We start from the raw sequence: 20,840 nt of genomic DNA, 5'->3' as shown, positions 1-20,840 counted from the left end.
GAGCGTAGCGCGGCATTTACTGACAAATTACGTCAGAAGTCTTGACTGACCATTTAGGTTACAATCCGCCTCCGAAAATGGATGAATACGGTAACCCAGCGCATGCGCATTCTCATGTCACTGGCACTTTTGGTTTTCTTCGGACTGACTGCACCCGGCAGTTATGCATTTGATACCAGCTGGCCTTACAAAACTCAGTTTACCCTGAACAACAACAGCGGCTCTTCGCTCTCCGGGCGTCCGATCCGGATGACGCTCACTTCTTCGTCACTGCACGCCGACTATACCTGGTCATCGGATGGCCGTGATTTGCGGGTGACCGATGCCGATCAGACCACGGAGCTGTCGTTTGAAATTGAGTCTTGGGACGCCGCGGCCAAAACCGCCAGCATCGTCTTGCGTATTCCCACCTTTAATGGCTCCAGCCATGTGGTGTACCTGTTTTATGGCAATACCGCCGCCAGTTCTGCGGCCAGCACGCTGGGCACCAGCATCAGCGGTATTCTTTACCATACGCGCTACAACAACCGCAGCAATAACCCGGAAAGTCTGAGCGCCGCCGAATCCGCGTTTAACGCCAGTGGTGACAACACCAGCGGCTATGGCAAAACCTATTTGCAGGATTTTTCCAGCATTCAGAACAGCACCGCCATCAGCGGTGGCTTAACCACGGATTATATTCTGCTCACCGAAAGCCGCTTTGTGGTTGACGATGCCAAGGCCGGTACCTGGCAGTTCCGTGCCGGTATGGACTTCGGTCTGGGCAGCGGTATGTACGTTGATGGTCAGCCTTTGTTCGAAGTCTGGAGTGGTTATCCGGAAGAGGATCTATGGTGGGGTGGGAGCTGGACCGACCCGGACGTTATGCAAGGAACCATTAATCTGACCGCAGGTGTTCACACTTTTAAAATTATTGGCGCCGAAGGCACCAATGGCGGCGCTTCATCCATTGAGTTCAGTTCTGACAATGGCAGTACCTGGCGCGCCTATTCAACGGCCGAGCTGACCATTACGTCGGACACGGACGATGTTTACGATGCCGGTACGCCGGGCGGTACATCCAGCGATAACCTGGTGGCGGGAACCGATCTGATCGGGCTGCTGACAGACGAGTCCAATTATTTATCTCCCGGTGATGCCTTTTCATTGCAGCTCACGCCAAAAAATCAGGGACAGAACAGTTTTGATACCCAGTACTGCACCCGTTACAGGAACGGCAGCTGTCGGACTTATTCAGACAACCTGACCTCGACGGTTACATTTCCAAACGGCATTAACTATTCGTCGTATTCTGGCACCAGTTGGAGCTGCAGCTACACGAGTAATAATCGTCGTTTGACCTGCACTTATCAGGGAGATCAGACGATCCCGGGGGGCGGCTATGTGACCCCATTGACGATTTCGGTGACGGTCGCTGGATCGGCTACGCTCGGCAACACTCTTACGGTAAGTTCGACGGTTGCGCTGAACGAATCAAACAAGGATGTAGACACAGGTAATAATACGGATACGGCATTGGTCTATCTGGTTGATGGTCACCTTGAAGCAACCGGAACATCCTGTGCCTCTGGAATTTCGTTATCGAACGGTCTCTGGACCCGCTTTTACGATACCGAAGCCACCACCTACGCTACCACCGAAGCTGCGATGCAGTCGCTGGTGGATACCTACGCCAACAGCGCGCATTTATACGGGCAAACGATTTTTAATGACATCAGTGGCACCAGTTTTGATGGCACTGGCAACCCGTTTGACGATGACGGCAGTAAGTTCGGATACACCACCGCGGATGAGTATTATCTGACGATTTTTAAGGGCTATCTTTATATCCCGACGTCCGGCATCTGGTCTTTTGCAGTCGACGGTGATGATGCGGTTGAGCTGCGACTGAACGGCGATATGCAGACGGAACGCTATGGTCCTAATCCCGCTGCAAACTCTCCACAAAAGTCGGTCGATTTGTATATGGAAGCGGGTTACCACAGTCTGGAATTCCGCCATCAGGAATACGCCGGCAACGACTCTTACTATCTGTACTGGAAGGCGCCGGGCAGTTCGTCTTACAGCACCGTCAGTGCGGCTAACCTGTATCAGTGCGATCTGTATACCCAGCTGCAATTAACCAGTCAGAACACGGTGACCAGTGATCCGGTCAATGGCGCGAGCAATGCCAAAGCCATTCCGGGGGCATTGGTTACTGTGAGTGTTCTGGCAGAAAACCAGGGTACGCTGACGCCGGATGCGGATACGCTGACCATCACTCAGGCGTTGCCTGCGGACGCAGAATTTTATTTCGGCAGTTCAACGTCGAATGCGGTGCAGGTAACCGATGGCAGCGGTTCGCTGAGCAGTGGTGTGGCGCTGGCCAATGTGCTTTATGCCAACACTGATCTCGACAGCAGCGCGGCGGACAGTGCCTTTAACTATTCGCCCAGTGGTGAATACGATACGGCGGTGCGCACCCTGCGTCTGAAATTCTCCGGCGTGCTGAATCCGGCCAGTGGTTCTGATTATCCGCAGTTTACTTATCAGTATCGGCTGCGTCTGAAATAAGCCTCAGGCTGAAGCAGTATGGGCTTTCGGCACATACTGCTTCAGCCGCAGCGCCATCATCAGGGTGGCGCTCAGCACCAGCAGAGAGCCTCCGACTACGCCGCTCCAGCCCTGCCAGTCCCAGAACAGATGCAGATAGAATCCACCGCTGCTGGCGCCTAAATAGTAAAACACCAGATACAAAGACGACGCACTGGCCCGCGCCTGTTGCGCTGTGTGGCTGACCCAGCTGCTGGCGCTGGAATGGGCGAAGAAGAAGCCGAAGCTGTTAATAAACAGGCCGCCGATAATAAAACCCAGACCGGGTAATAAGGTCACCAGCGACCCCAGCATTAAAATACTGATGCCCATTACCATGCACACCGGCTGCGATAATTTCTGTGCTGCTTTGCCGGAAATAGCGGAACCAAAGGTGCCGCTCAGGTAGGTCAGGAACAGCATGCCCAGCAGACTGGCCGGCAGGTTGTACGGCGCATCGGCCAGCAGAAACGTGACGTAGCTGTACTGGTTCACGAAAATAAAGAAATTAAAGCCGCCGATTAAAAACGCCAGCAGCAGGGCCGGATTTTTCAAATGGCTGCCAAGGTCGCGCAGCATGTGTTTCGGGTGCAGTGGGCGGGCGACAAAATGCTGGGATTTCGGCAGCATCCAGGCGAACACCAGACACAGAATCACACTCAGACCCGACATCAGCACGAACGCACTTTGCCAGCCGGCCAGATCGCCCATAAAGCCGCCAATCAGACGCCCGCCAATGCCGCCCAGGCTGTTGGCACTGATGTAAAAACCCACCGCCCCAAAAAGTGCTTTGCGCGTAAATTCGTCGCCCATATAGGCAATGGCCACGGCCGGTAAACCGCCCAGCAATAACCCCTGCAGCGCCCTCAGCGCCAGCAGGGTGGTAAAAGATTCGGTCTGCGACAGGGCGATGGTCACCACGGTGGCGCCGGCTATGGTAAACAGCATGATCGGCCGGCGGCCGATGGCATCGGACAGCGGACCATAAAACAACAGCGACAGCCCGAGCGTCAGGGTCGACACGGTAAAGGTCCAGCTGGCTTCCAGCGGCGACACACCAAAGTCGTGCGCCAGCATGGGCAGCAGGGGCTGGGTGACGTACAGGTTCGCGAAGATGGTAAAGGAGCCGAGGGCCAGGGCCAGGGTGGCGCGCCAGAAGGCGGCGGTGCGGGTTTCAATCATGATGCGACAACTCATACCTGCACAGACGGCGGCAGGAAACAGGGGATGACGCCAGTGTGGCACTGACTGAACGATCATAAAAATATATAGTTCTTATAAATTGCATAAGCTATTGTTATTCGTCAGATCGAAGGCGCCGTGGCCTGTCAGACGCCGTGGCTTATCAGGTGTAAGCGGCTTATCAGGTGTAAAACGGCTTATCAGGAGAGGCTATGGATTCGCGGGCACTCAGATACTTTCTGGCGGTGGCCGAGCAGGGCAGTTTCACGGCGGCGGCCAGTCAGCTGAACATTGCCCAGCCGGCGGTGAGCATGGCGGTGAAAAAGCTTGAGGAAGAGTTAGAGCTGACCCTGTTTCATCGTCATGAGCGCCAGATCAGTCTTACCGATGAGGGCCGGGTACTGCTGCCCCATGCCCGGCAGATCGCTCAGGCGCTGGCCGATGCCGAACTGGAAATGCGCGAGCTGCACACCCTGCAGAACGGCGAAGTGCGCATCGGTATTCCGAGTATGCTCGGGTCGTATTATTTTCCGCCGATCCTGATGGCCTTCCGTCACCGCTATCCGCAGCTGCGACTGTCGGTGGTGGAAGCCGGTACACGCCAGCTGCAGCAGATGATTTCCCATGGCGATATCGATATGGGCGTTATCGTCGCCGACACGCCGCCTTCGGAGCTGGAAACCCGCCGTTTTCTGCGCGATCAGATGATGGCTATTCTGCCGGTCGACCACCCTCTGGCCGGGCTTGATCATGTCAGTTACGCCGATTTTTTCGCCGAAGATCTGGTGCTGTTCAAAAAGGGCTATTTCCACCGCGAAGTGATCGACCGTCTGTGCCGCGACTACGGCTACAAGCCTAAAATCGGTTTTGAAACCAACCTGCTGCCGTTGACCAAACAAATTGTGAAACACGGCTTTGGTATCACCACGCTGCTGGCCATGGTGATTGCCGAAGACCGCGAGCTGGTGGCCCGGCCGTTTACCGAGCCGGTGTGGCTCGACCTGTCCATCGCCTGGCGTCAGGGGGGGTATTTGTCACGAGCCAACCGCACCTTTGTGGAATTCCTGCTGGAGCACAGTCAGAATACTCAGATCAATGACCGACCGGCCGGGCTATGAACGAACCAGATATCAGCGAATCATCGCGCGTAAGCCGCGCCGTTATCCGCCATCCACTGCTGCGCATGCTGGTGTTCGTTTGCGGCTGGCTGAGTGTGGTGCTGGGGGTAATCGGAATCTTTTTACCGGTAATGCCCACCACGCCCTTTCTGTTGCTGGCGGCGGCCTGTTTTATCCGCACCTCGCCACGCTTTTATCAGTGGCTGATTGCCCATCCGCATCTGGGTAAGTACCTGATTTATTACCTCGACGGCAAAGGCATGCCGAAGAAAGCCAAGGTGTACACCCTGCTGCTGATGTGGACCAGCCTGTTACTGACGGCCTTTGTGTTTACGGACCGCACCATGCTGAAAATTCTGCTGCCGTTGATTGGTCTGGGCGTGAGTATTTATATTCTGCGTTTACCGACACTGGAGCCTGAGGCGGATGGTGATCAACCGTGAGCGCTTCACCCACGACCATTGCCGCCTGGGCGCTGGCCATCTGCAAAGCGTTGCGGGCCAGTGGTTTTGATCCTGCCCCGCTGCTGGATGAGCAGGGGCTGGATTTAGCCCAGCTCGAAAAAGAACCGGAAAGCCGCATTGCCATCGATACCATGACCCGCTTCTGGCTGCGCGTCGAAGAGCGCACCGGCAATCCGGCGTTTGGCCTTGAAGTGGCGCGCCATGTGCAGCCGATGCATTTCCGCGCGCTGGGGTTATTAATGCTCACCAGCGATAACATGGCGACCGTGGTCGACAAGCTTGGGCGCTACCACGCCATGATTTCCAATTCGGTGAATATCCGCGTGATTTATCAGCCCGACCGTGTCGGCTTTGCCGTCGACCCGCTGGCCGGTGTGCCCATCAGTCCGCTGGCGGTGGATGGCTTTTTTGCCACCTTAATGGGCTTTGCCCGTCAGTTAACGGGCCACGATACGCCCTTGTTGGGTGTCGATTTAATGCGCCCGCAGCCGGCCGACTCAGGTCCGTGGGCACGCTGTTATCACTTTATGCCGCAGTTTCAGCAGGCAACCAATTGTCTGTGGTTCGACCGCCGTGCGCTGCAACTCAGTGAAATTGCCGGCGACCCACATCTGGCGGTGGCCAACGAGGCGCAGGTAAAGCTCTATTTGCAGAAAATGAACGCTTTAAGCTGGCGTGAGCGGGTGCGCAACAGTGTGCAGGCCCTGCTTGAGCAGGGAGAGCCGACGCTGGCCGATGTCGCCGGTTTGCTGACCGTCAGTGAACGCAGTCTGCGTCGCCATTTACAGCAGGAAAATACCAGCTTCCGCGAGTGCCTGACCGAGGTGCGCTCGGCACTGGCCGCTTTTTATTTAACCGACACCGACCACAACCTGACCGAAATATCCTTGCGGCTGGGCTTCAGCGACAGCGCGAATTTCAGTAAGGCGTTTCAGCGCTGGTATGGCCTGGCGCCGGGTCAGTACCGCTTGCAAAAACGCGCTGACGGTAACGATTAACCGCCAGCGCATTTGCCGGTGCGTCATTGCCGGTGCTCAGGCTCGATCATCAGCCGGCCTGAGGCAGCACCACGGGGAAGGAAGTGACGGGCTTCTCAAACAGCGAGAAGAAACGCACCAGATCAATACGACTGCCGTCGACGGTTAAATCGTCAGAGAACAGGGTGTCTTTCACACCGGCTTCACCGATCAGCATATTCACAAACAGGGCATGGGTCAGATTGAGGGTGGCATTAACCGGCTGCTGATCCTGGCTTTCTTCCTTAACGTGATGCAGCACCGAATTTTCCAGCCACAGCAAATGGGTTTCGCCCATGTCGGTGAAATGCACGCGGATGCGCCAGTCTTTGCCTTCGGCCTCTTCGGCTTTTAAACGCACCGCCATGGTGTCGAAGAAATTCCCGACCGGGGTCAGCAACAGCATGTCTTTCATGGTGGCGATATTAATGCCGGTTTCCGGCGTGCCGTGACGCAGCTCTAACGCCCCGGTTAAATAGGCATCGCGCCACGGACCGGATTCTGCCTGATACCCCAGCTGGTCATAACTGGCCGCCAGTAATTCGCGTGCCGGTTGATTGTCGGGCTGGGCGAAGACCAGATGATTTAACAGCTCGGCACTCCAGCGGTAATTACCCGCGTCCATGGCTTGGCGCGCGCTGCTCATTAACGCATCGGCTCCGCCGGCCAGTGCGACATAGCCTTTGGCACGTTCCAGATCCGGCAGCGGATCAAGATGCGCCGGGTTGGCGTCGTACCAGCCCAGATACGCCTGATATACGGCGCGGGCGTTGTGTTTTAACGTGCCGTAATAACCACGACTGGAAAAGGCCTGACTCAGGGAGTCCGGCATGTGCAATTGCTCGGCAATATCGCCCGGAGTGTAGCCTTTATTCATCAGACGCACGGTCTGATCGTGAATGAATTTATAGGTGTCGCGCTGTTGTTTCAGAAAGGTCTGAATACGCTCCTTGCCCCACATCGGCCAATGATGGCTGGCAAAATACACATCGGCTGAGCTGTACAGGTGACGCATTTCTTCGATGTAGCCACTCCATTTCAGCGCATCGCGTACTTTGGCGCCGCGCAGCGTGTACAGGTTGTGCATATTGCGTGACACCACTTCGCCACCACAGAAAGCCTTTAACTGAGGTAAATAAAAGGTGAATTCTGCCGGTGCTTCGGATTCTGGCGTGTATTGAAACTGAAAGTCGATGCCATCCAGCGTCAGGCGGGTATCGGTTTCGCCAACCAGAGTATTGGGCTCAACAATACTGAATTCGCCGAATGCCGGGCCTTTTCCCAAACCCGAATCAACGTGACCGCGTTCATTGCGCGGCAGATTTTTACCGTACATAAACACCGCCCGTCGGCTCATGGCGGTGCCGGCAATCATATTTTCGCTGGTGGCTTCTTCCATAAATCCGAGGGGGGCGACCACAGGAATCGCCTGTCGCTGAATATCTTCGTTGCTGATGATGCCGAGCACGCCGCCGAAATGGTCGATATGGCTGTGGGTGAAGACAATGGCGCTGATGCGTTGTTCACTGTCACCGCGTTTGGCCATTTCGTGCAGGGCAAACTGAAAGGCGGCCGCGGCGGTTTCTTTGGCGGTTAACGGGTCGACAATAATCCAGCCGCTTTTGCCGCGGATCAGGGTCATGTTCGACAGATCAAAGCCGCGCAGCTGGTACACCCCCGGCGTGACCTCAAACAGGCCGTTGATATTGTTCAGTTGCGCCTGTCGCCACAGGCTGGGATTGACCGAACCCGGCGCTTCGCCCTGAATAAAATCGTAGGCCGGCCGGTCCCAGACGGCGTTGTCCGGATTGCGCAGCGAAGGAATCGTCAGCGGTGACACGCTGGCCATCAGGCCGCGGCTGGCATCGTCAAAATCCTGCTGGTCGGCCAGTGGCAGCTGCTCGCGCAGCGCCTGCTGCACCGCCAGCGTGGCAGCAGACGGCGCCGTATTGCCAAGGGCGTCGGCCGTGGCAGGTGTTGCGGCTGTCGGTTGTTGTGAGTCGGGTGCGCAGCCTAGCAACAGCAGGGTGGAGGCACAGATGAGGGGTAAGCTTCTTGTTATACGGGTCATGGTTTTCTCCTCTTATGCTTGTCAGTGTAAGAGCAGAAATGGCCATTGGCCTGTGCGCAGTGGCCAGCCTCTTGTTCTGACTGACCACCGGCTATGCGTCAGGCTGCGCCCGGATGCGAGGATTCGCGGTAGGCCGACAGCGCTGGCAGCAGCCCGGCCAGAATACTCAGGCCGATACTGATCAGCAGCAGCCAGCCGGTGCCCGCCGGCCACCATTGCGGATTCAGCAATACGCCCATGTAACTGGCCAGCAACGGACTGGCGATGCTCTGTACCAGCGCACTTAAGGCCAGTGCAATCAGCCAGCTGCTGCCGGTGAGCAACAGAATTTCAACCTGCAGCAGGGCGAACAGATACAGAGGATGGGCGCCGATTAACCGCAGCAGACCGATTTCCTGCTGCCGGAAGGCGACGCTCACCTGCAGCATGGCGACAGAACCGAGCAGACCGGTAACCAGCATCAGGCCGCTCAGCACTTTCAGAATCTGTTCGGCGTTGCCGATTAATTGCCAGAATTCGGTGAGTGCTACCCCCGGAATAACCGCCGTCAGAGGTTCGCTGTTGGCTGCATTAATGGCCGCCTGAGCCTGAAAGGTCAGGGCACGGGATTTAAGGCCGATAAATACGGCGGAAATGGCCGTCGGCGGTGGTAAATCAGAAAACTGCAGCACAAGCGCTTCGGTTTCTTCTGCGTTGTGTTCGTGTTTCTGGTCGTCATGCCCGTCGTCGTCATGCCTGTCATCATTGTGATCATGATGAACAAACCGATGCAGCCACTGTTCATTGTGCAGCGCCTCAAGTGCCGCCAGATGCACATGCACTGAACGGTCGACCGGCGTGCCTGTGGGTTGCAGCACGGCGGATACAATAAAGGGCAATTCTTTATGCTGGTGAAAACTGTGCTGGTGGGCACCGTGACTCAGAATAATGGCATCACCCGGTTTAAGCCCCAGTTCGCGCCCGACCGTTGCGCCAATAACCGCCGTGGTGGGGGTGGCAAAGGCCAAAGGTTTATTTTGCTGGCTGGTGAGCGGGTGCTTATTACCAAAGCGGAAATGAGCGAAATAGTCATCGTTGGTGCCGATCACGGCAAAACCCTTCACGGAATCGCCCAGCACCAGCGGGAAGCTCCACTGCACCTGAGGTAATTGCGCGACGTCCGTCCAGCGCTCTGCACTCACCGCCTGAGTCGGCGTACCCAAACGGAAGACCGAATACAGCAGCACCTGCAACGGATTGGCGCGGGCGCCGGCAATTAAATCGGTACCGCTGACGCTGCTGGCAAAACTTGCGCGTAATTCGCTGCTTGCCGAACGGGTAATCAAAAGGGCCATCAGGCTCAGGCTCATGGCGGCAATAATGAGCGCTGCCGCAAGGCGGCGTTGCAATAAACTTTTGGCCGCGATGGTGAATAACATCAGATCACCTCCGTCTGAAATTGCCGTAAATCCACTTCGCGCTGGCATTCACCGCTTAGCCGGCGGTCGTGACTGACCATCAGCAGGGCGGCATTCAACTGGCGTAATTCCCGCAGCAGCAATTGCATAAACGCATCTTTATTGTCGTCATCGAGCGCCGACGTTGGCTCGTCAGCAATGATCAGCGCCGGCTTGTTCACCAGCGCCCGGGCGATGGCCGCACGTTGTTGCTGGCCCAGACTCAGGGTGCTGACGGTCTGCTGATATTGGTCCGCCAGATTCAGTTCGGCGAGTAATGCCTGTTGCCAGTGTTTATCCGGGGTCTGCCCGGCAAAGCGCTGCATCAGGCTCAGATTTTCCTGCACGGTTAAATACGGCAGTAAATTCAGTGTCTGAGCGATAACCCCCAGATGGGCCGCGCGGAAGCGGTCGCGGGCGCCGCTTTTCATGGCATACAGCGATTGTCCGAGGATATTCACGGCACCACCAGACGGTGGCAGCAGGCCGGTGATGATGTTCAGCAGCGTCGATTTTCCGCACCCCGAAGGCCCGCTGATAAACAGAGTGCTGCCCGCTGCCAGCGTCAGCTCAGGAATGTGAAACAGCGGCCGACGCTCAACCGCGCCGGGTTGCCAGCTGAAGCGTACATCGGTCAGGCTCAGAACCGGTTCTGTCACGGGGCCTCCGGTGGAACAGTGACGGCAGGTGAGTTCGGCGCCGACACTGGGTATGCTGGCGCAGATCTCAAACGATTGTGCGGCTATGTTATATTATAACTTTCCACCAGGGGAGCCCTGATGCTGTCATTTACACTGTTTCCTGCCCGCTCTGATGTCCGGCCTCATCTCACCTTGTCTGGCCGGGCGCATTACGGACGTCGCTGGCACCATGCAAAAGCCCTGCTGACGGCACTGGCGATGTTGACTGCCGTGCAGGTTCAGGCGGCGGACTATCGTGAAATTGAGTTTGCCAAATTGCTGCCGGATGCCGACTTCAGGGCGTTGTCGACGCCGCCGGAGGCTTTGCAAAATGTGCAGGAAGGGTCAGAGGAAGATCAGATCGAGGCGGGCTTTGGTGGCGACGGCAAGGCGGCACCCGATCAGACGAAAATTCCCGCCGCCGAAACCGACTGGGACAGAGCACTGAAATCCACCCATGTACGCGCCGAATTTAATCAGCAGAAAATCCGCATTGCCGGTTTCGTGGTGCCGATTGAATTTGATGATAATCAGGTGGTCACCGAATTTTTCCTGGTGCCGTATTACGGTGCCTGCATCCATTTACCGCCGCCACCGCCCAATCAGCTGATTCTGATGCAAAGTAAGAAGGGCGTATTTATGGAGAATATTTACGACCCGTTCTGGATAGAAGGTACGCTGTACACTGACCTGAAAACCAATGACATTGCCACATCGGCCTACCGAATGACGGTCGACCGGATTGAGCCTTACACCGACAGCGGCGAGTAAGCCGCTGAATCTGATTTAAGCGTCAGCCCAGATCCAGCGTCAGCACCAGACGCCGTTCACCGTCTTTAACATCCGGTGAGCGGTGCACCAGCCCACAGCCTTCATTGCCTTCCCAGCCATCGCCTTTCATTAATGCCACGTCGCCGGCAGTTAATTGCCGGATAAACTGCCAGTCGCGACAGGCATCACCGCGCCCGCCTAGTTGGCTGCGGTCACAGTTATCGTCAGTCAGCCATTGGGTCGCGGGACCAGCAAAGGTGCAGATCAGACGGACCGGAATACGGTCTACATGAAATTTCGGGCACATTGCACTCTGCAGGCGGACGATGCGCAGGGCAACGTTTTTGCTGTCGAATAAGGTGGAAAAAGCCTCGCACAGCGTTAACAACGCCTGAATAAACGCCTGAGTTGCCGGCGTTTTTAACGATGTTTTTTCCAGGGCCTTACCAAGGTTCAGAGCAATACCTTGCGGCGTATCAAGCAGCTTAAAATCCGGCGAGCCCGGTTGCGCCAGTAAAGACGCAACGGCTTCGGTTAATAATTCAGGATCGGCCAGCACAGGGTGCTGTAAAACCGCCAGCTGAACCTGAGGCTGATAAATAGCGGTTAATACCGACCAATCTTCTGCACACGCCAGTAACGCGGGATTTTGTGAAAAATCCCCGGGCATTTCCGCCTTGCATGCCTGCATTATTCATCGCCCCAGGAGGGAAACGGATCAGGTAGTGCTTGCCAGGCTTCTTTACCGGCCAGCAGCTCGTCATCGCTGAGCAGGCAGGCATCGAGTTGTCGGGTGGTGTCGGCTTCGTCCAATCCCTGACCGATAAACACCATTTCCTGACGCATATCGCCAAAGGGTTCTACCCATTTTTCGCGGATATAACCCAGCGACTCTTCATCGTCCGGCCAGCGCTCCTGCGGAACGGCTTTCCAGAACATACCGGCAAAGCCGTGATGAGCAATGCCACCGGCCTGGCTCCACTGACCAGCAAAATGCGGGCGGCTGGCAAGCCAGAAATAGCCCTTGGAACGCAGCAGTTTGCCTGTGCCCCAGTCCTGATGCAGGAAATCCCAGAATTTCTGTGGATGGAAAGGCCGGCGCGCGCGGTAGACAAAACTGCTGATGCCGTATTCTTCGGTTTCCGGTGTGTGTTCACCGCGTAATTCTTTCAGCCAACCCGGTGCCTGTGCAGCCTGTTCAAAGTCGAAGCTGTGGGTACCCAGCACCTGATCCAGCGGCACCTGGCCCTTCACCATGGGAATAATATCGGCGCGCGGATTTAAGGTGCGCAGAATACCCAGCAGACGCTGCAGTTGTGCGGCAGAAATCAGGTCGGTTTTGCTGACCAGTAATTTATCGCAGAACTCCACCTGATCAATCAGCAGATCGGCGACGCTGCGCTGGTCATCTTCGCCCAGCGATTCGCCGGCTTCCTGCAGCGATTTTGCTTCATCAAAATCACGCAGAAAATTCACCCCGTCTACCACGGTCACCAGCGTATCCAGACGGGCGATATCTGACAGGCTGATGCCATTCTCGTCGGCAAAGGTAAAGGTTTCGGCTACGGGCAATGGCTCGGCAATACCCGTGCTTTCAATCACCAGATAATCAAAGCGGCCGGCCGCCGCCAGTTCGCGTACTTCCAGCAACAGGTCTTCACGCAGGGTGCAGCAGATACAGCCATTGCTCATTTCCACCAGTTTTTCTTCACCGCGTTTCAGCGTGACCTCGTCTTTGACGAACGAGGCGTCAATGTTCACTTCGCTCATGTCATTGACGATCACCGCCACGCGGCGGTTTTCGCGGTTGGTGAGAATGTGGTTAAGCAGGGTGGTTTTTCCGGCTCCGAGGAAACCGGACAGTACGGTGACCGGCAGACGCTGATCGGGAAGGACGGCAGGCATAGAAGTCTCGCAAAGTGTTACTTTATAACAATTGTTATAAAGTAACACTTGTCAGCCGTAAAGAACAGACACTGAAAGGAAGAGACACAGAAAGAAACAAACACAGAAAAGACCAGAGCCAGAAAGAAAGAGAGAGCAAACCAGCGGTATGCCCGACTGCCACGCCGTGCGTCCCGGCCCTGAACAGGGTATCCTCGTGGCTTTGCCGATGATTTTGCGGATAAAGAGCGGAGAGGTTATGAGTTTGGTGAAGAAGCACGCCGACTGGCTGCTGTTTGTGACGCTGGCGCTTGTGTTTATGCTGTTTCCGCAGATCGACATGACCGTGAGTGGCTGGTTTTACGACCTGCAAAGCCGCAGCTGGCCGCTCGAACATCACCCCATCAGCGATTCCATTTATGCGCTGTTCCGTTATGTGCCTTATGTGCTGGTGCCGGTATTGCTCATCACGGTTGCGCTGACCTTTGTGAAGGGTGGCGTCGACAAAGCCCAGCGCAAAATCTGGGTGTTTCTGCTGGTCAGCCTGATCGCCGGGCCCGGCATTCTGGTGCACAGCGTGTTTAAAGAAACCTTCGATCGTGCCCGCCCGCGTCAGGTGCAGGAATTTGGCGGCCAGAGCGGCTTTACGCCGGCGTTTGTGATTTCCGACAAGTGCCAGAAAAAGTGCGCATCGTTCGTCAGCGGCCACGCGGCCATGGGCTTCTGGCTGATGTCGCTGGCCTGGGTGTTCCGCCGTCGCAGCTGGCTGTGGGCGGGCATGGGTATTGGGCTGGTGGTCAGTGCGGTGCGCATCGTGCAGGGCGGACACTTTTTAAGTGATACCCTGATGGCCGGTTTTGTTTGTTACTTCGTCTACCGCGGCCTGAGCTGGTGGCTTTTCGGCCATAGCCGTATCCGGCCCGAGCCGGTTTAAGCAGCAATAAAAAAGGCGCCAGTGGCGCCTTTTTTGTTTTCGTTATTCCGACGGTCAGTCCGTTTTTGTTGCGCAGCCATTGGGGCTTTCACAGGCGCGGCAGGCTTCGCGTTTGGCTTTGTGCTTCTTGGGAAACTCTTCACCATCGCCGAATTCAATGAACTCGTCGTAATAGTTGTGCGCGCGGATGGCGTTGTCCGGGTGCTTGATCGGGCACCAGTACCATTCGGTCCGGCCGGCAATTTCGCTGGCGTAGGCGAAGACGCCGTTGGCGTAGTCGCAATACAGGCAGTTCAGCTTCTGGCCGAAGGTCAGGTACTGCAGCTTGCGCCGGTCAAGGGCCAGATACTCACTGCGTTTTACCTTTGGAATTTTATACGCGGGGAAACACACAGTCTGATACGCAGTGACAAAGAGATCGACGATCACGACTGGAATAATCAGGCCGTAAATGGCCGGCATGGTGATGGTGATCAGAAAAAAGTGGACAGGGTTTTTTCTGATCCGGGTCAGAAGTGCGATGGCGGCTCTCCTCAGTGTCGGGTGGTTCTGAATCGCGCCATTGTATGTGAATTTGATGTTGCCGTAGAGCGGAACCCGGCGAAGAAAAGAACCTGCGACTCAAGCTGTTTCGTCTGATCTGACGCCTTGCCCCTCTCTTTCTGAGCCTTGTGGTTCATCCCTTGACCTGTCTATAGCTTCATAGTTTACGCTGGGTCTTCATTGTGAGTCAGGCACACCCTATGTACCGGATATCAGAGCTGGCGGAACGCGCCGGTTTATCACGCAGCACCTTGCTGTATTACGAGAAGCTGGCGCTGATACGGGGGCGCAGGCAGGGCAATGGCTATCGCGTCTACAGCGACGAGGACCTGCAGCGTCTGCGCCTGATTCAGAGCCTGCAGGCCGGCGGTCTGACGCTCAGCGAATGCAAAATCTGCCTTGAGCAGCGTCTGGACAGGGGGCTGCTGCAACAGCGCCTGCAGGCTCTGGAGCAGGATATCGACGAGAAACTCAGGGCGCGGTCGTTGCTGCGTGCCCTGCTGGGAGACCGCTCTCTCAGCGACTGGCATCACCACCTGAACGCTCTGGCACCGGACGCACACAACGACTGGCTGCGGCTGCAGGGCTTCAGCGATAAAGACATTCACCATCTGAAATGGTTATCAAAAGACATGAATACTCACGACCAATACATGGCCGATTTTATGCGGATCTACACCGGGCTTGCCCGCTGGGCGCCGGGTTCTGAACAGGACACGCTGCGCGCGTTGGCCAGCGTGCCGGTAGAGCCGGGCCAGATACTCGAAATCGGCTGTGGTCAGGGCATTGCCACCCGCGTGCTGCTGGCCAACACCCGGGCTCATATCACGGCCACCGACAACGAAGAAGCGGCAATGGCGGGTGTCCGTCAGACGCTGGCAGACGCCGGGTTTGATCAGCGCCTGACGACACACTGTGCGGATATGCAGGCGTTGCCGTTTGCTGCGGCAAGCTTCGATCTGATCTGGTCAGAAGGCAGTGCGTATGTCATGGGGCTGGAGAAGGCGCTGGCCAGCTGGCGTCCGTTACTGCAGGACGGCGGTTGTCTGGTACTCAGTGATCTGGTCTGGCTGACTGAGAAACGGCCGGCGGCGGTCAGTGCGTACTGGGCGGCGCATTATCCGGATATGGTCAGCCGTGTGGTGCGGGAAGAGCAGATGCGGGCGGCGGGTTTTGCCGTGCTCGACAGCTTTGTACTGAGTGAGGCGGCCTGGACGGCTTACTACGGACCATTGGCCCAGCAGGTTGGTGAATTGGCCGGGGAGCTGGTGGGTTCAGCGGCACTGGCCGACATTGAGCGCGAACTGGCGATATGCACTGCCACACCGAGGACGTTCGGCTACCAGATGTTTATTCTGCAGAAGGGATAGGCTGACTGGCGCAGGCGCGCCAGTCAGAAAAGGGTGGTCAGTCGGCTTCGATGCCAACGATCACCCAGGGCGCGTTGTTGGCAGACAGGTCGCGCTCCAGATGCCAGACGTCGTATACGCCGTCTTCGGATTTCTCCAGATCGTCTTTCACCCGGCCACGGAACAGCACGCTGATTTCAGCGATGTCGCCGTTGCGGTCGGCGCGCACGATTTCGGCGTTCAGATCCAGAATCTCGGTCTGCGGTGGCACCATCATGCGCTCGCGCTGACGCGCCAGTGCATCGAACAGTTCCGGTGCCACGTATTCGCGGATTACGTTCAGATCGCCTTTGTTCCAGGCATCCTGCACTTCACGGAAGTGACTGAGTGCACCTTCAGTGAAGGATTGGGCATCAAAGCCTTCCGGCAGGTTCATCGGCACGTCGGTACGTACGCCCGACACGTTGCTGAAAGCAGACGCAGCCGGCTCTTTCACACCAGGCGCTGGCGGCACGTTGAGGCCGGCCCCCTGACCAGCCCAGGCTTCGCGGGCCTGCGCCTGAGGCGCTTTGCGACGGAACAGCTTGAACAGCACGAACGCCACCAGAGCAAACAGCAGAATGTCCATGAACTGCAGACCTTCAAACGCGCCGCTGCCGAGCAGATAGGCAAACAGACCACCCGCCAGCAGGCCACCGAGCAGACCGCCCATCAGACCTTTACGGCTGTTATTGGCAGGCGCCGCCTGAGCAGGCTGCTGCTTCTGCGGTGATTGCTGTGGCGCGGCTTTGTACGGCGTGGTGTTGTAGGTTTTGCCAAAACCACCGCTGCCGAACTTCTTGCCGGCGTCGGCGGTCGAGACCAGGCCCATGGTCATGATGAGGCTGGCGATCAGGGTCCAGACGAGTTTCATAAGTCTTCCAGTGAATGGTGATGACGGCATGGTAGGGGATTGCCTGCCCGCGAGCCAAGGGGGCTGTGTAAAGCTCGGTAAAGCCTTACAAATGATGCGTGATTGATTCAGGTCAATTTTTCCATATGGCGCTTTATTAGACTGCTGACTGATTACAAAAAGAACAGGATGGGGAGCTTATGGATAAGTTTGAGTGGACGCCGGACCTGAATCTGGGCATCGATGTGATCGATTCCCAGCATCGCCGGATCGTGGATTACATCAATGATCTGTCGGTGGCGATTTCGCAGGAGTCGGTGGATCAGGTGTTTGATGTGATGGAACGCCTGCGGGATTACACCCTCGACCACTTTGCTTTCGAAGAGCAGCTGATGGAGCAGGCGGGGTATCCGCTGCAGAAGTCGCACCAGCTGGTGCACCGGCGCTTTGAAGATAAAGTGGCCAACATGGTGGAAGAGCTGACCAACGGCCGTGACCCGTTCGGCATTGCCCGTCGGGCGCGTAATTCACTGATGGTGTGGCTGATTCAGCATATCCGTCATGAGGATCAGGATTACGTGGCCGTGGTAAAAAAAGTGGTGCTTAAGGAACAGGGCTGGATCAGCGGTGCCCTTAAGCGCATTTTCGGCTCCGCTGATCATCCGGTGTGACCCTGATGCCTCGTTGGGTGTTTACCACACCAGCCAGGCGAACAGGGTAATCACCAGAATACAGCTGAGATTGATCCAGAATCCGGCGCGCATCATGTCAGCCTGACGTATGTGGCCGGAGCCAAACACGATGGCATTGGGCGGCGTCGCCACCGGCAGCATAAAGGCGCAGGACGCTGAAATGGCGATGATCACCGACAGAATCAGCGGCGACACGCCCAGGCTTTCGGCAATGGCGGCAAACACCGGCACCAGCAGGGCGGCACTGGCGGTGTTGCTGGCAAATTCGGTCAGGAACACCACAAAGGTCACGATGCTGACCAGCGCCACTAAGGTGCCGGCTTCCTGCAGAAAATCGCCGATGGTGTGCGCCAGAAACACACTGGTACCGGTGGCTTTCAGCACGGCGCTCAGACACAGGCCACCGCCGAACAGCAGCAGCACGCTCCAGTCGGTGGTGCGTTCAATGTCTTTCCAGCGCACCACGCCAAAGAAGGCGAGCAGAATAATGGCGTTAATCGCCACGATGCTGTCGAAGCTGGCCAGATTACCCAGCCAACGGTTCAGCGGCGCGCTGAAAATCCAGCACAGCACGGTAAAGCCAAAAATCAGCAGCGTCAGAATGCGTGCCGGTGTCCATTCCATGCGGGTTTCCGATACATGGAAGGTGTGTTTGAGATCCGGCTTGATGACCACATACAGCACCAGCATGGCGGTGGGCAACAGAACCAGCGACACCGGCAGGGCGAGTTTCATCCAGCCGATAAAATCCAGCCCGGTCTGGGCGGCGGCAATCGCGTTCGGAGGGCTGCCAACCAGAGTGCCGATGCCCCCAATGCTGGCGCAGTAGGCAACCCCGAGCAGCACAAATACGTAGGTCGGACGTTGTTTCTCGGCGTCGAGCTGCGCCAGCATACCGGTGACCAGTGGCAGCATCATGGCCGCGGTGGCCGTGTTGCTGATCCACATCGACAGCCCAGCCGACACCAGAAACATCAACAGCACGGCAATCTGCAGACGCCCGCGGGCCAGTTGCAGCACTTTATTGGCAATGGCGGTATCAAGCTGTTGCGCGTGCAACGCCGCCGCCAGACCAAAGCCGCCGAGGAACAGAAAAATAATCGGGTTCGAGAAATTGGCCAGCGCAGCGGTGGTATTAAACACATCGAAGGCCACCGCCAGAATCGGTACCAATAACGCCGTGATGCTGACGTGAATGGCTTCGGTCAGCCACAGCACGGCCACAAACACCAGAATGCTCAGACCTTTGACCACCGGCGCGTCGAATGGCAACAGCGTCATCATTAAGGCGAACACAATGATGTCGGCCACGATGATCAGGTGCTTGTAGTCGAACAGCGGCTCGGCCGGGATTTTTTCAGGGGTGTATTGTGGACGGATATCAGACATAAAAACCTCAGACAGACAGTCACCACACAAGCCCAGACCTGAAGCGTACAAACCTGACAGGCCGGGCTTTTGCGACGGCACACCATACCGTTCGTGGCCACCGATACCAACAGCATAAACCGCAATTGTGCCTTTCGCTGCGCTGGGTCAAGGCTGCGGGTTACTGGCATCTGATGTGCGGAAAATACGGATTGACCGCTGCGGGCGTAATGGACGTTTGAATGCCGGAGGGTAGGGGCAATCCGCCTGAGGTGCTCAGGCGGCGATAAAATCGAAGGCGGTTTCAGGATAGGGTTCGTTTTTCAGCGTGAAGTGCCACCATTCTTCCTTCACACCGGTAAAGCCGTGGCTGGCCATCACTTTCTGCAGCAGCTGGCGGTTCTGCTGCTGCGCCCGGCTGATGCCGGAAAAATGGGTCCACGACTGCGGGCCGAAAAAATCAAAACGGGTGCCCATATCCAGTTCGCTGCCGTCGGACAGGCGCACTAAGGTGACGTCCACCGTACTGCCGCGCGAATGGCCCGACTGCGGCGCCAGATAGCCGTTGGGAATCAGACTGTCTTTATCCAGTGCCGGATAAAACAGTGCCTTCTGGCGGGTGTCGCTGGCATCGTCTGCCCAGTGTACAAAGAAATTCACCGACCGCTGCGGGCGGTAAGCGTCGAAAATCTTAAGCCCAAGCCCCAGACCTTTCAGCTGTTCCTGCACGCCGGACAAAGCCGCCGCTGCTGCGCGTGTGGTCACGGCGCGCGCCTGCTCATAGCCCGGAATAACCGCGCCGACAAAATTATCGGTGGTGGCGTATTTGAGTTCGATCTGCAGGCCGCTGATGGCCTCATCGAGGAAAACAAAATCGGCAGGAATGGTGCTGGCGGCAATGCCGTTAGAAACGGTGGAAGCCACGCCGGTGGCGGTGTTCTGAGTCATAGCAGGTCTTGATTGTCCGGATTGCCACAGTATACGCAAGGAACGAACACTGTGCTGCACCTGTGCCGGAACGGGGTATTCCGCAAACCGGTATTAAGGCTGATGCCTGACAACGGACTGATCGCCGGGACAGAAGAACCTCAGGTCAACGCGCTGCCCGAACGCTGGCAGGCGAAGGTGAAACCGGTGGGCAAAAGAGGGAGAACGAAAAGGCAGACCGTAGAAAGAAGAAAGAGCAGCAGGCTGACGGTACTCCAGCCTGCTGCGAACGATCAGGCGACGCCCAGTGCCACACCGGCCAGCGCAATAGCGGCACCGGCACTGCGACGGCTGATATCCGCCGCTTTGCTGTGACCGAACGAAGCCAGCAGGTAACCCGCCGCGTGCAGAACGGCAGTGGCCAGCATAAAGCCTGCGCCGTAGGTGGCCAGTGTGCTCATGGCTGGCATTTCAGCGCCGTGGGCAAAACCGTGGAAGAAAGCAAAAACACCGGCCAGAGCAACACCGGCATCCGCGCCTTTTTTCAGGTTGAAAGCGATCAGGGCACCAAACACCACCACAGAGGCGGCGATCATGGCTTCGGTCAGCGGCAGTTCAAAGGCGGTAGTACCGGTCACGGCACCAACAGCCATCATCAGCACAAACGCCAGCGGCGTGGCCCAGCGCGCGGCGCCCGACTGACGCGCCGACCACAGACCGACGGCCAGCATCGCCAGCAGGTGATCCAGACCGGTGAATGGGTGGGCAACGCCAGCAGCAAAACCAGAGGTTTCGTGGCCGGTGTGTGCCATAGCAGCCGCAGGCAGCAGCAGGGCAGCGGCGGTGATCAGGGCTTTTTTCATAACAGTCTCCTTGGGGAGGTTTTTAAAGCGTGAAGCCTGACGCTGGTTGCAGCGTGAGGCGTTTAAATATTTTTCCGAC

19 protein-coding genes are annotated in these 20,840 nt (G+C 56.9%); 8 read left to right on the top strand and 11 right to left on the bottom strand.

The window, feature by feature from the left end; all coding sequences use genetic code 11:
• Nucleotides 1–81 precede the first annotated feature (81 nt).
• Nucleotides 82–2,553: a CCXG family PEP-CTERM protein gene (locus ACQUQU_RS10105; RefSeq protein WP_430459557.1), complete on the top strand. Its 2,472-nt coding sequence runs from the start codon at nucleotides 82–84 to the stop codon at nucleotides 2,551–2,553.
• A 3-nt stretch (nucleotides 2,554–2,556) separates the two neighbouring features.
• On the opposite strand, the gene ACQUQU_RS10100 is transcribed toward ACQUQU_RS10105, so the two are convergent.
• Nucleotides 2,557–3,753 (bottom strand): MFS transporter, encoded by a 1,197-nt coding sequence (locus ACQUQU_RS10100; protein ID WP_430459556.1) that lies wholly within the window; start codon nucleotides 3,751–3,753, stop codon nucleotides 2,557–2,559.
• Nucleotides 3,754–3,965: 212 nt separating this feature from the next.
• Between ACQUQU_RS10100 and ACQUQU_RS10095 the strand changes: the two genes are divergently transcribed.
• The 3 genes from ACQUQU_RS10095 to ACQUQU_RS10085 are packed head-to-tail and all read left to right on the top strand — an operon-like array spanning nucleotide 3,966 to nucleotide 6,333.
• Entirely contained in the window at nucleotides 3,966–4,871 is a 906-nt protein-coding gene (locus ACQUQU_RS10095) for a LysR family transcriptional regulator (RefSeq protein WP_430459555.1), read from the top strand.
• A complete protein-coding gene (locus ACQUQU_RS10090; protein WP_430459554.1) occupies nucleotides 4,868–5,314 on the top strand; it encodes a YbaN family protein in 447 nt (148 codons plus the stop codon). Before ACQUQU_RS10095 ends, ACQUQU_RS10090 begins: the two co-directional genes overlap by 4 nt.
• Nucleotides 5,311–6,333, top strand: coding sequence for an AraC family transcriptional regulator (locus tag ACQUQU_RS10085; protein WP_430459553.1), 1,023 nt, complete (start codon nucleotides 5,311–5,313; stop codon nucleotides 6,331–6,333). The genes ACQUQU_RS10090 and ACQUQU_RS10085 overlap by 4 nt, the downstream gene beginning before the upstream one ends.
• A 49-nt stretch (nucleotides 6,334–6,382) precedes the next feature.
• Here the strand turns inward: ACQUQU_RS10085 and ACQUQU_RS10080 are convergent, their stop codons facing one another.
• From ACQUQU_RS10080 to ACQUQU_RS10070, 3 genes are all read right to left on the bottom strand, one after another.
• The gene (locus tag ACQUQU_RS10080; protein WP_430459552.1) at nucleotides 6,383–8,422 is read right to left on the bottom strand and encodes an alkyl/aryl-sulfatase; all 2,040 of its coding nucleotides are present in this window, start codon (nucleotides 8,420–8,422) and stop codon (nucleotides 6,383–6,385) included.
• A 98-nt stretch (nucleotides 8,423–8,520) separates the two neighbouring features.
• Nucleotides 8,521–9,840 carry an ABC transporter permease gene (locus ACQUQU_RS10075; RefSeq protein ID WP_430459551.1) on the bottom strand — a complete coding sequence of 440 codons (1,320 nt, stop codon included), beginning with the start codon at nucleotides 9,838–9,840 and terminating at the stop codon, nucleotides 8,521–8,523.
• Entirely contained in the window at nucleotides 9,840–10,517 is a 678-nt protein-coding gene (locus tag ACQUQU_RS10070; protein WP_430459550.1) for an ABC transporter ATP-binding protein, read from the bottom strand. The genes ACQUQU_RS10075 and ACQUQU_RS10070 overlap by 1 nt, the downstream gene beginning before the upstream one ends.
• Before the next feature lie 120 nt (nucleotides 10,518–10,637).
• Between ACQUQU_RS10070 and ACQUQU_RS10065 the strand changes: the two genes are divergently transcribed.
• Complete coding sequence (locus tag ACQUQU_RS10065; protein ID WP_430459549.1) at nucleotides 10,638–11,309, top strand: DUF3299 domain-containing protein; 672 nt, start codon at nucleotides 10,638–10,640, stop codon at nucleotides 11,307–11,309.
• A 22-nt stretch (nucleotides 11,310–11,331) separates the two neighbouring features.
• On the opposite strand, the gene ACQUQU_RS10060 is transcribed toward ACQUQU_RS10065, so the two are convergent.
• Both ACQUQU_RS10060 and zigA read right to left on the bottom strand, forming a co-directional pair.
• Nucleotides 11,332–12,000, bottom strand: a complete 669-nt coding sequence (locus tag ACQUQU_RS10060; RefSeq protein ID WP_430459548.1) for a DUF1826 domain-containing protein — start codon at nucleotides 11,998–12,000, stop codon at nucleotides 11,332–11,334.
• The gene (gene zigA, locus ACQUQU_RS10055) at nucleotides 12,000–13,214 is read right to left on the bottom strand and encodes a zinc metallochaperone GTPase ZigA (protein WP_430459547.1); all 1,215 of its coding nucleotides are present in this window, start codon (nucleotides 13,212–13,214) and stop codon (nucleotides 12,000–12,002) included. The genes ACQUQU_RS10060 and zigA overlap by 1 nt, the downstream gene beginning before the upstream one ends.
• Nucleotides 13,215–13,452: 238 nt before the next feature.
• Between zigA and ACQUQU_RS10050 the strand changes: the two genes are divergently transcribed.
• Entirely contained in the window at nucleotides 13,453–14,127 is a 675-nt protein-coding gene (locus tag ACQUQU_RS10050; RefSeq protein WP_430459546.1) for a phosphatase PAP2 family protein, read from the top strand.
• Between the two features lie 54 nt (nucleotides 14,128–14,181).
• On the opposite strand, the gene ACQUQU_RS10045 is transcribed toward ACQUQU_RS10050, so the two are convergent.
• Nucleotides 14,182–14,589, bottom strand: a complete 408-nt coding sequence (locus ACQUQU_RS10045; protein WP_430459545.1) for a hypothetical protein — start codon at nucleotides 14,587–14,589, stop codon at nucleotides 14,182–14,184.
• A gap of 263 nt (nucleotides 14,590–14,852) precedes the next feature.
• Here ACQUQU_RS10045 and ACQUQU_RS10040 point away from each other — a divergent pair, with 263 nt between their 5' ends.
• Complete coding sequence (locus ACQUQU_RS10040; protein WP_430459544.1) at nucleotides 14,853–16,040, top strand: MerR family transcriptional regulator; 1,188 nt, start codon at nucleotides 14,853–14,855, stop codon at nucleotides 16,038–16,040.
• A 37-nt stretch (nucleotides 16,041–16,077) separates the two neighbouring features.
• Here the strand turns inward: ACQUQU_RS10040 and ACQUQU_RS10035 are convergent, their stop codons facing one another.
• Nucleotides 16,078–16,932, bottom strand: a complete 855-nt coding sequence (locus ACQUQU_RS10035) for a Tim44 domain-containing protein (RefSeq protein ID WP_430459543.1) — start codon at nucleotides 16,930–16,932, stop codon at nucleotides 16,078–16,080.
• 179 nt (nucleotides 16,933–17,111) lie between these two features.
• Between ACQUQU_RS10035 and ACQUQU_RS10030 the strand changes: the two genes are divergently transcribed.
• On the top strand, nucleotides 17,112–17,582 hold the full coding sequence (locus ACQUQU_RS10030; RefSeq protein ID WP_430459542.1) for a bacteriohemerythrin: 471 nt from the start codon (nucleotides 17,112–17,114) through the stop codon (nucleotides 17,580–17,582).
• Nucleotides 17,583–17,603: 21 nt separating this feature from the next.
• Here ACQUQU_RS10030 and ACQUQU_RS10025 read toward each other — a convergent pair whose 3' ends face one another.
• The 3 genes from ACQUQU_RS10025 to ACQUQU_RS10015 all read right to left on the bottom strand — a co-directional run bounded on the left by ACQUQU_RS10025 (nucleotide 17,604) and on the right by ACQUQU_RS10015 (nucleotide 20,761).
• The gene (locus ACQUQU_RS10025; protein WP_430459541.1) at nucleotides 17,604–18,992 is read right to left on the bottom strand and encodes a DASS family sodium-coupled anion symporter; all 1,389 of its coding nucleotides are present in this window, start codon (nucleotides 18,990–18,992) and stop codon (nucleotides 17,604–17,606) included.
• Nucleotides 18,993–19,247: 255 nt separating this feature from the next.
• Nucleotides 19,248–19,919, bottom strand: coding sequence for a M15 family metallopeptidase (locus ACQUQU_RS10020; RefSeq protein ID WP_430459540.1), 672 nt, complete (start codon nucleotides 19,917–19,919; stop codon nucleotides 19,248–19,250).
• Between the two features lie 272 nt (nucleotides 19,920–20,191).
• Nucleotides 20,192–20,761, bottom strand: a complete 570-nt coding sequence (locus ACQUQU_RS10015) for a HupE/UreJ family protein (RefSeq protein WP_430459539.1) — start codon at nucleotides 20,759–20,761, stop codon at nucleotides 20,192–20,194.
• Nucleotides 20,762–20,840 lie beyond the last annotated feature (79 nt).

The sequence above is a fragment of the Thalassolituus sp. LLYu03 genome (assembly GCF_050507655.1).
Taxonomy (GTDB): Bacteria; Pseudomonadota; Gammaproteobacteria; order Pseudomonadales; family Oceanobacteraceae; genus Venatoribacter.
The sequence above is the reverse complement of the archived record's forward strand: the minus strand, read 5'-3'. Positions and strand labels throughout refer to the sequence as shown.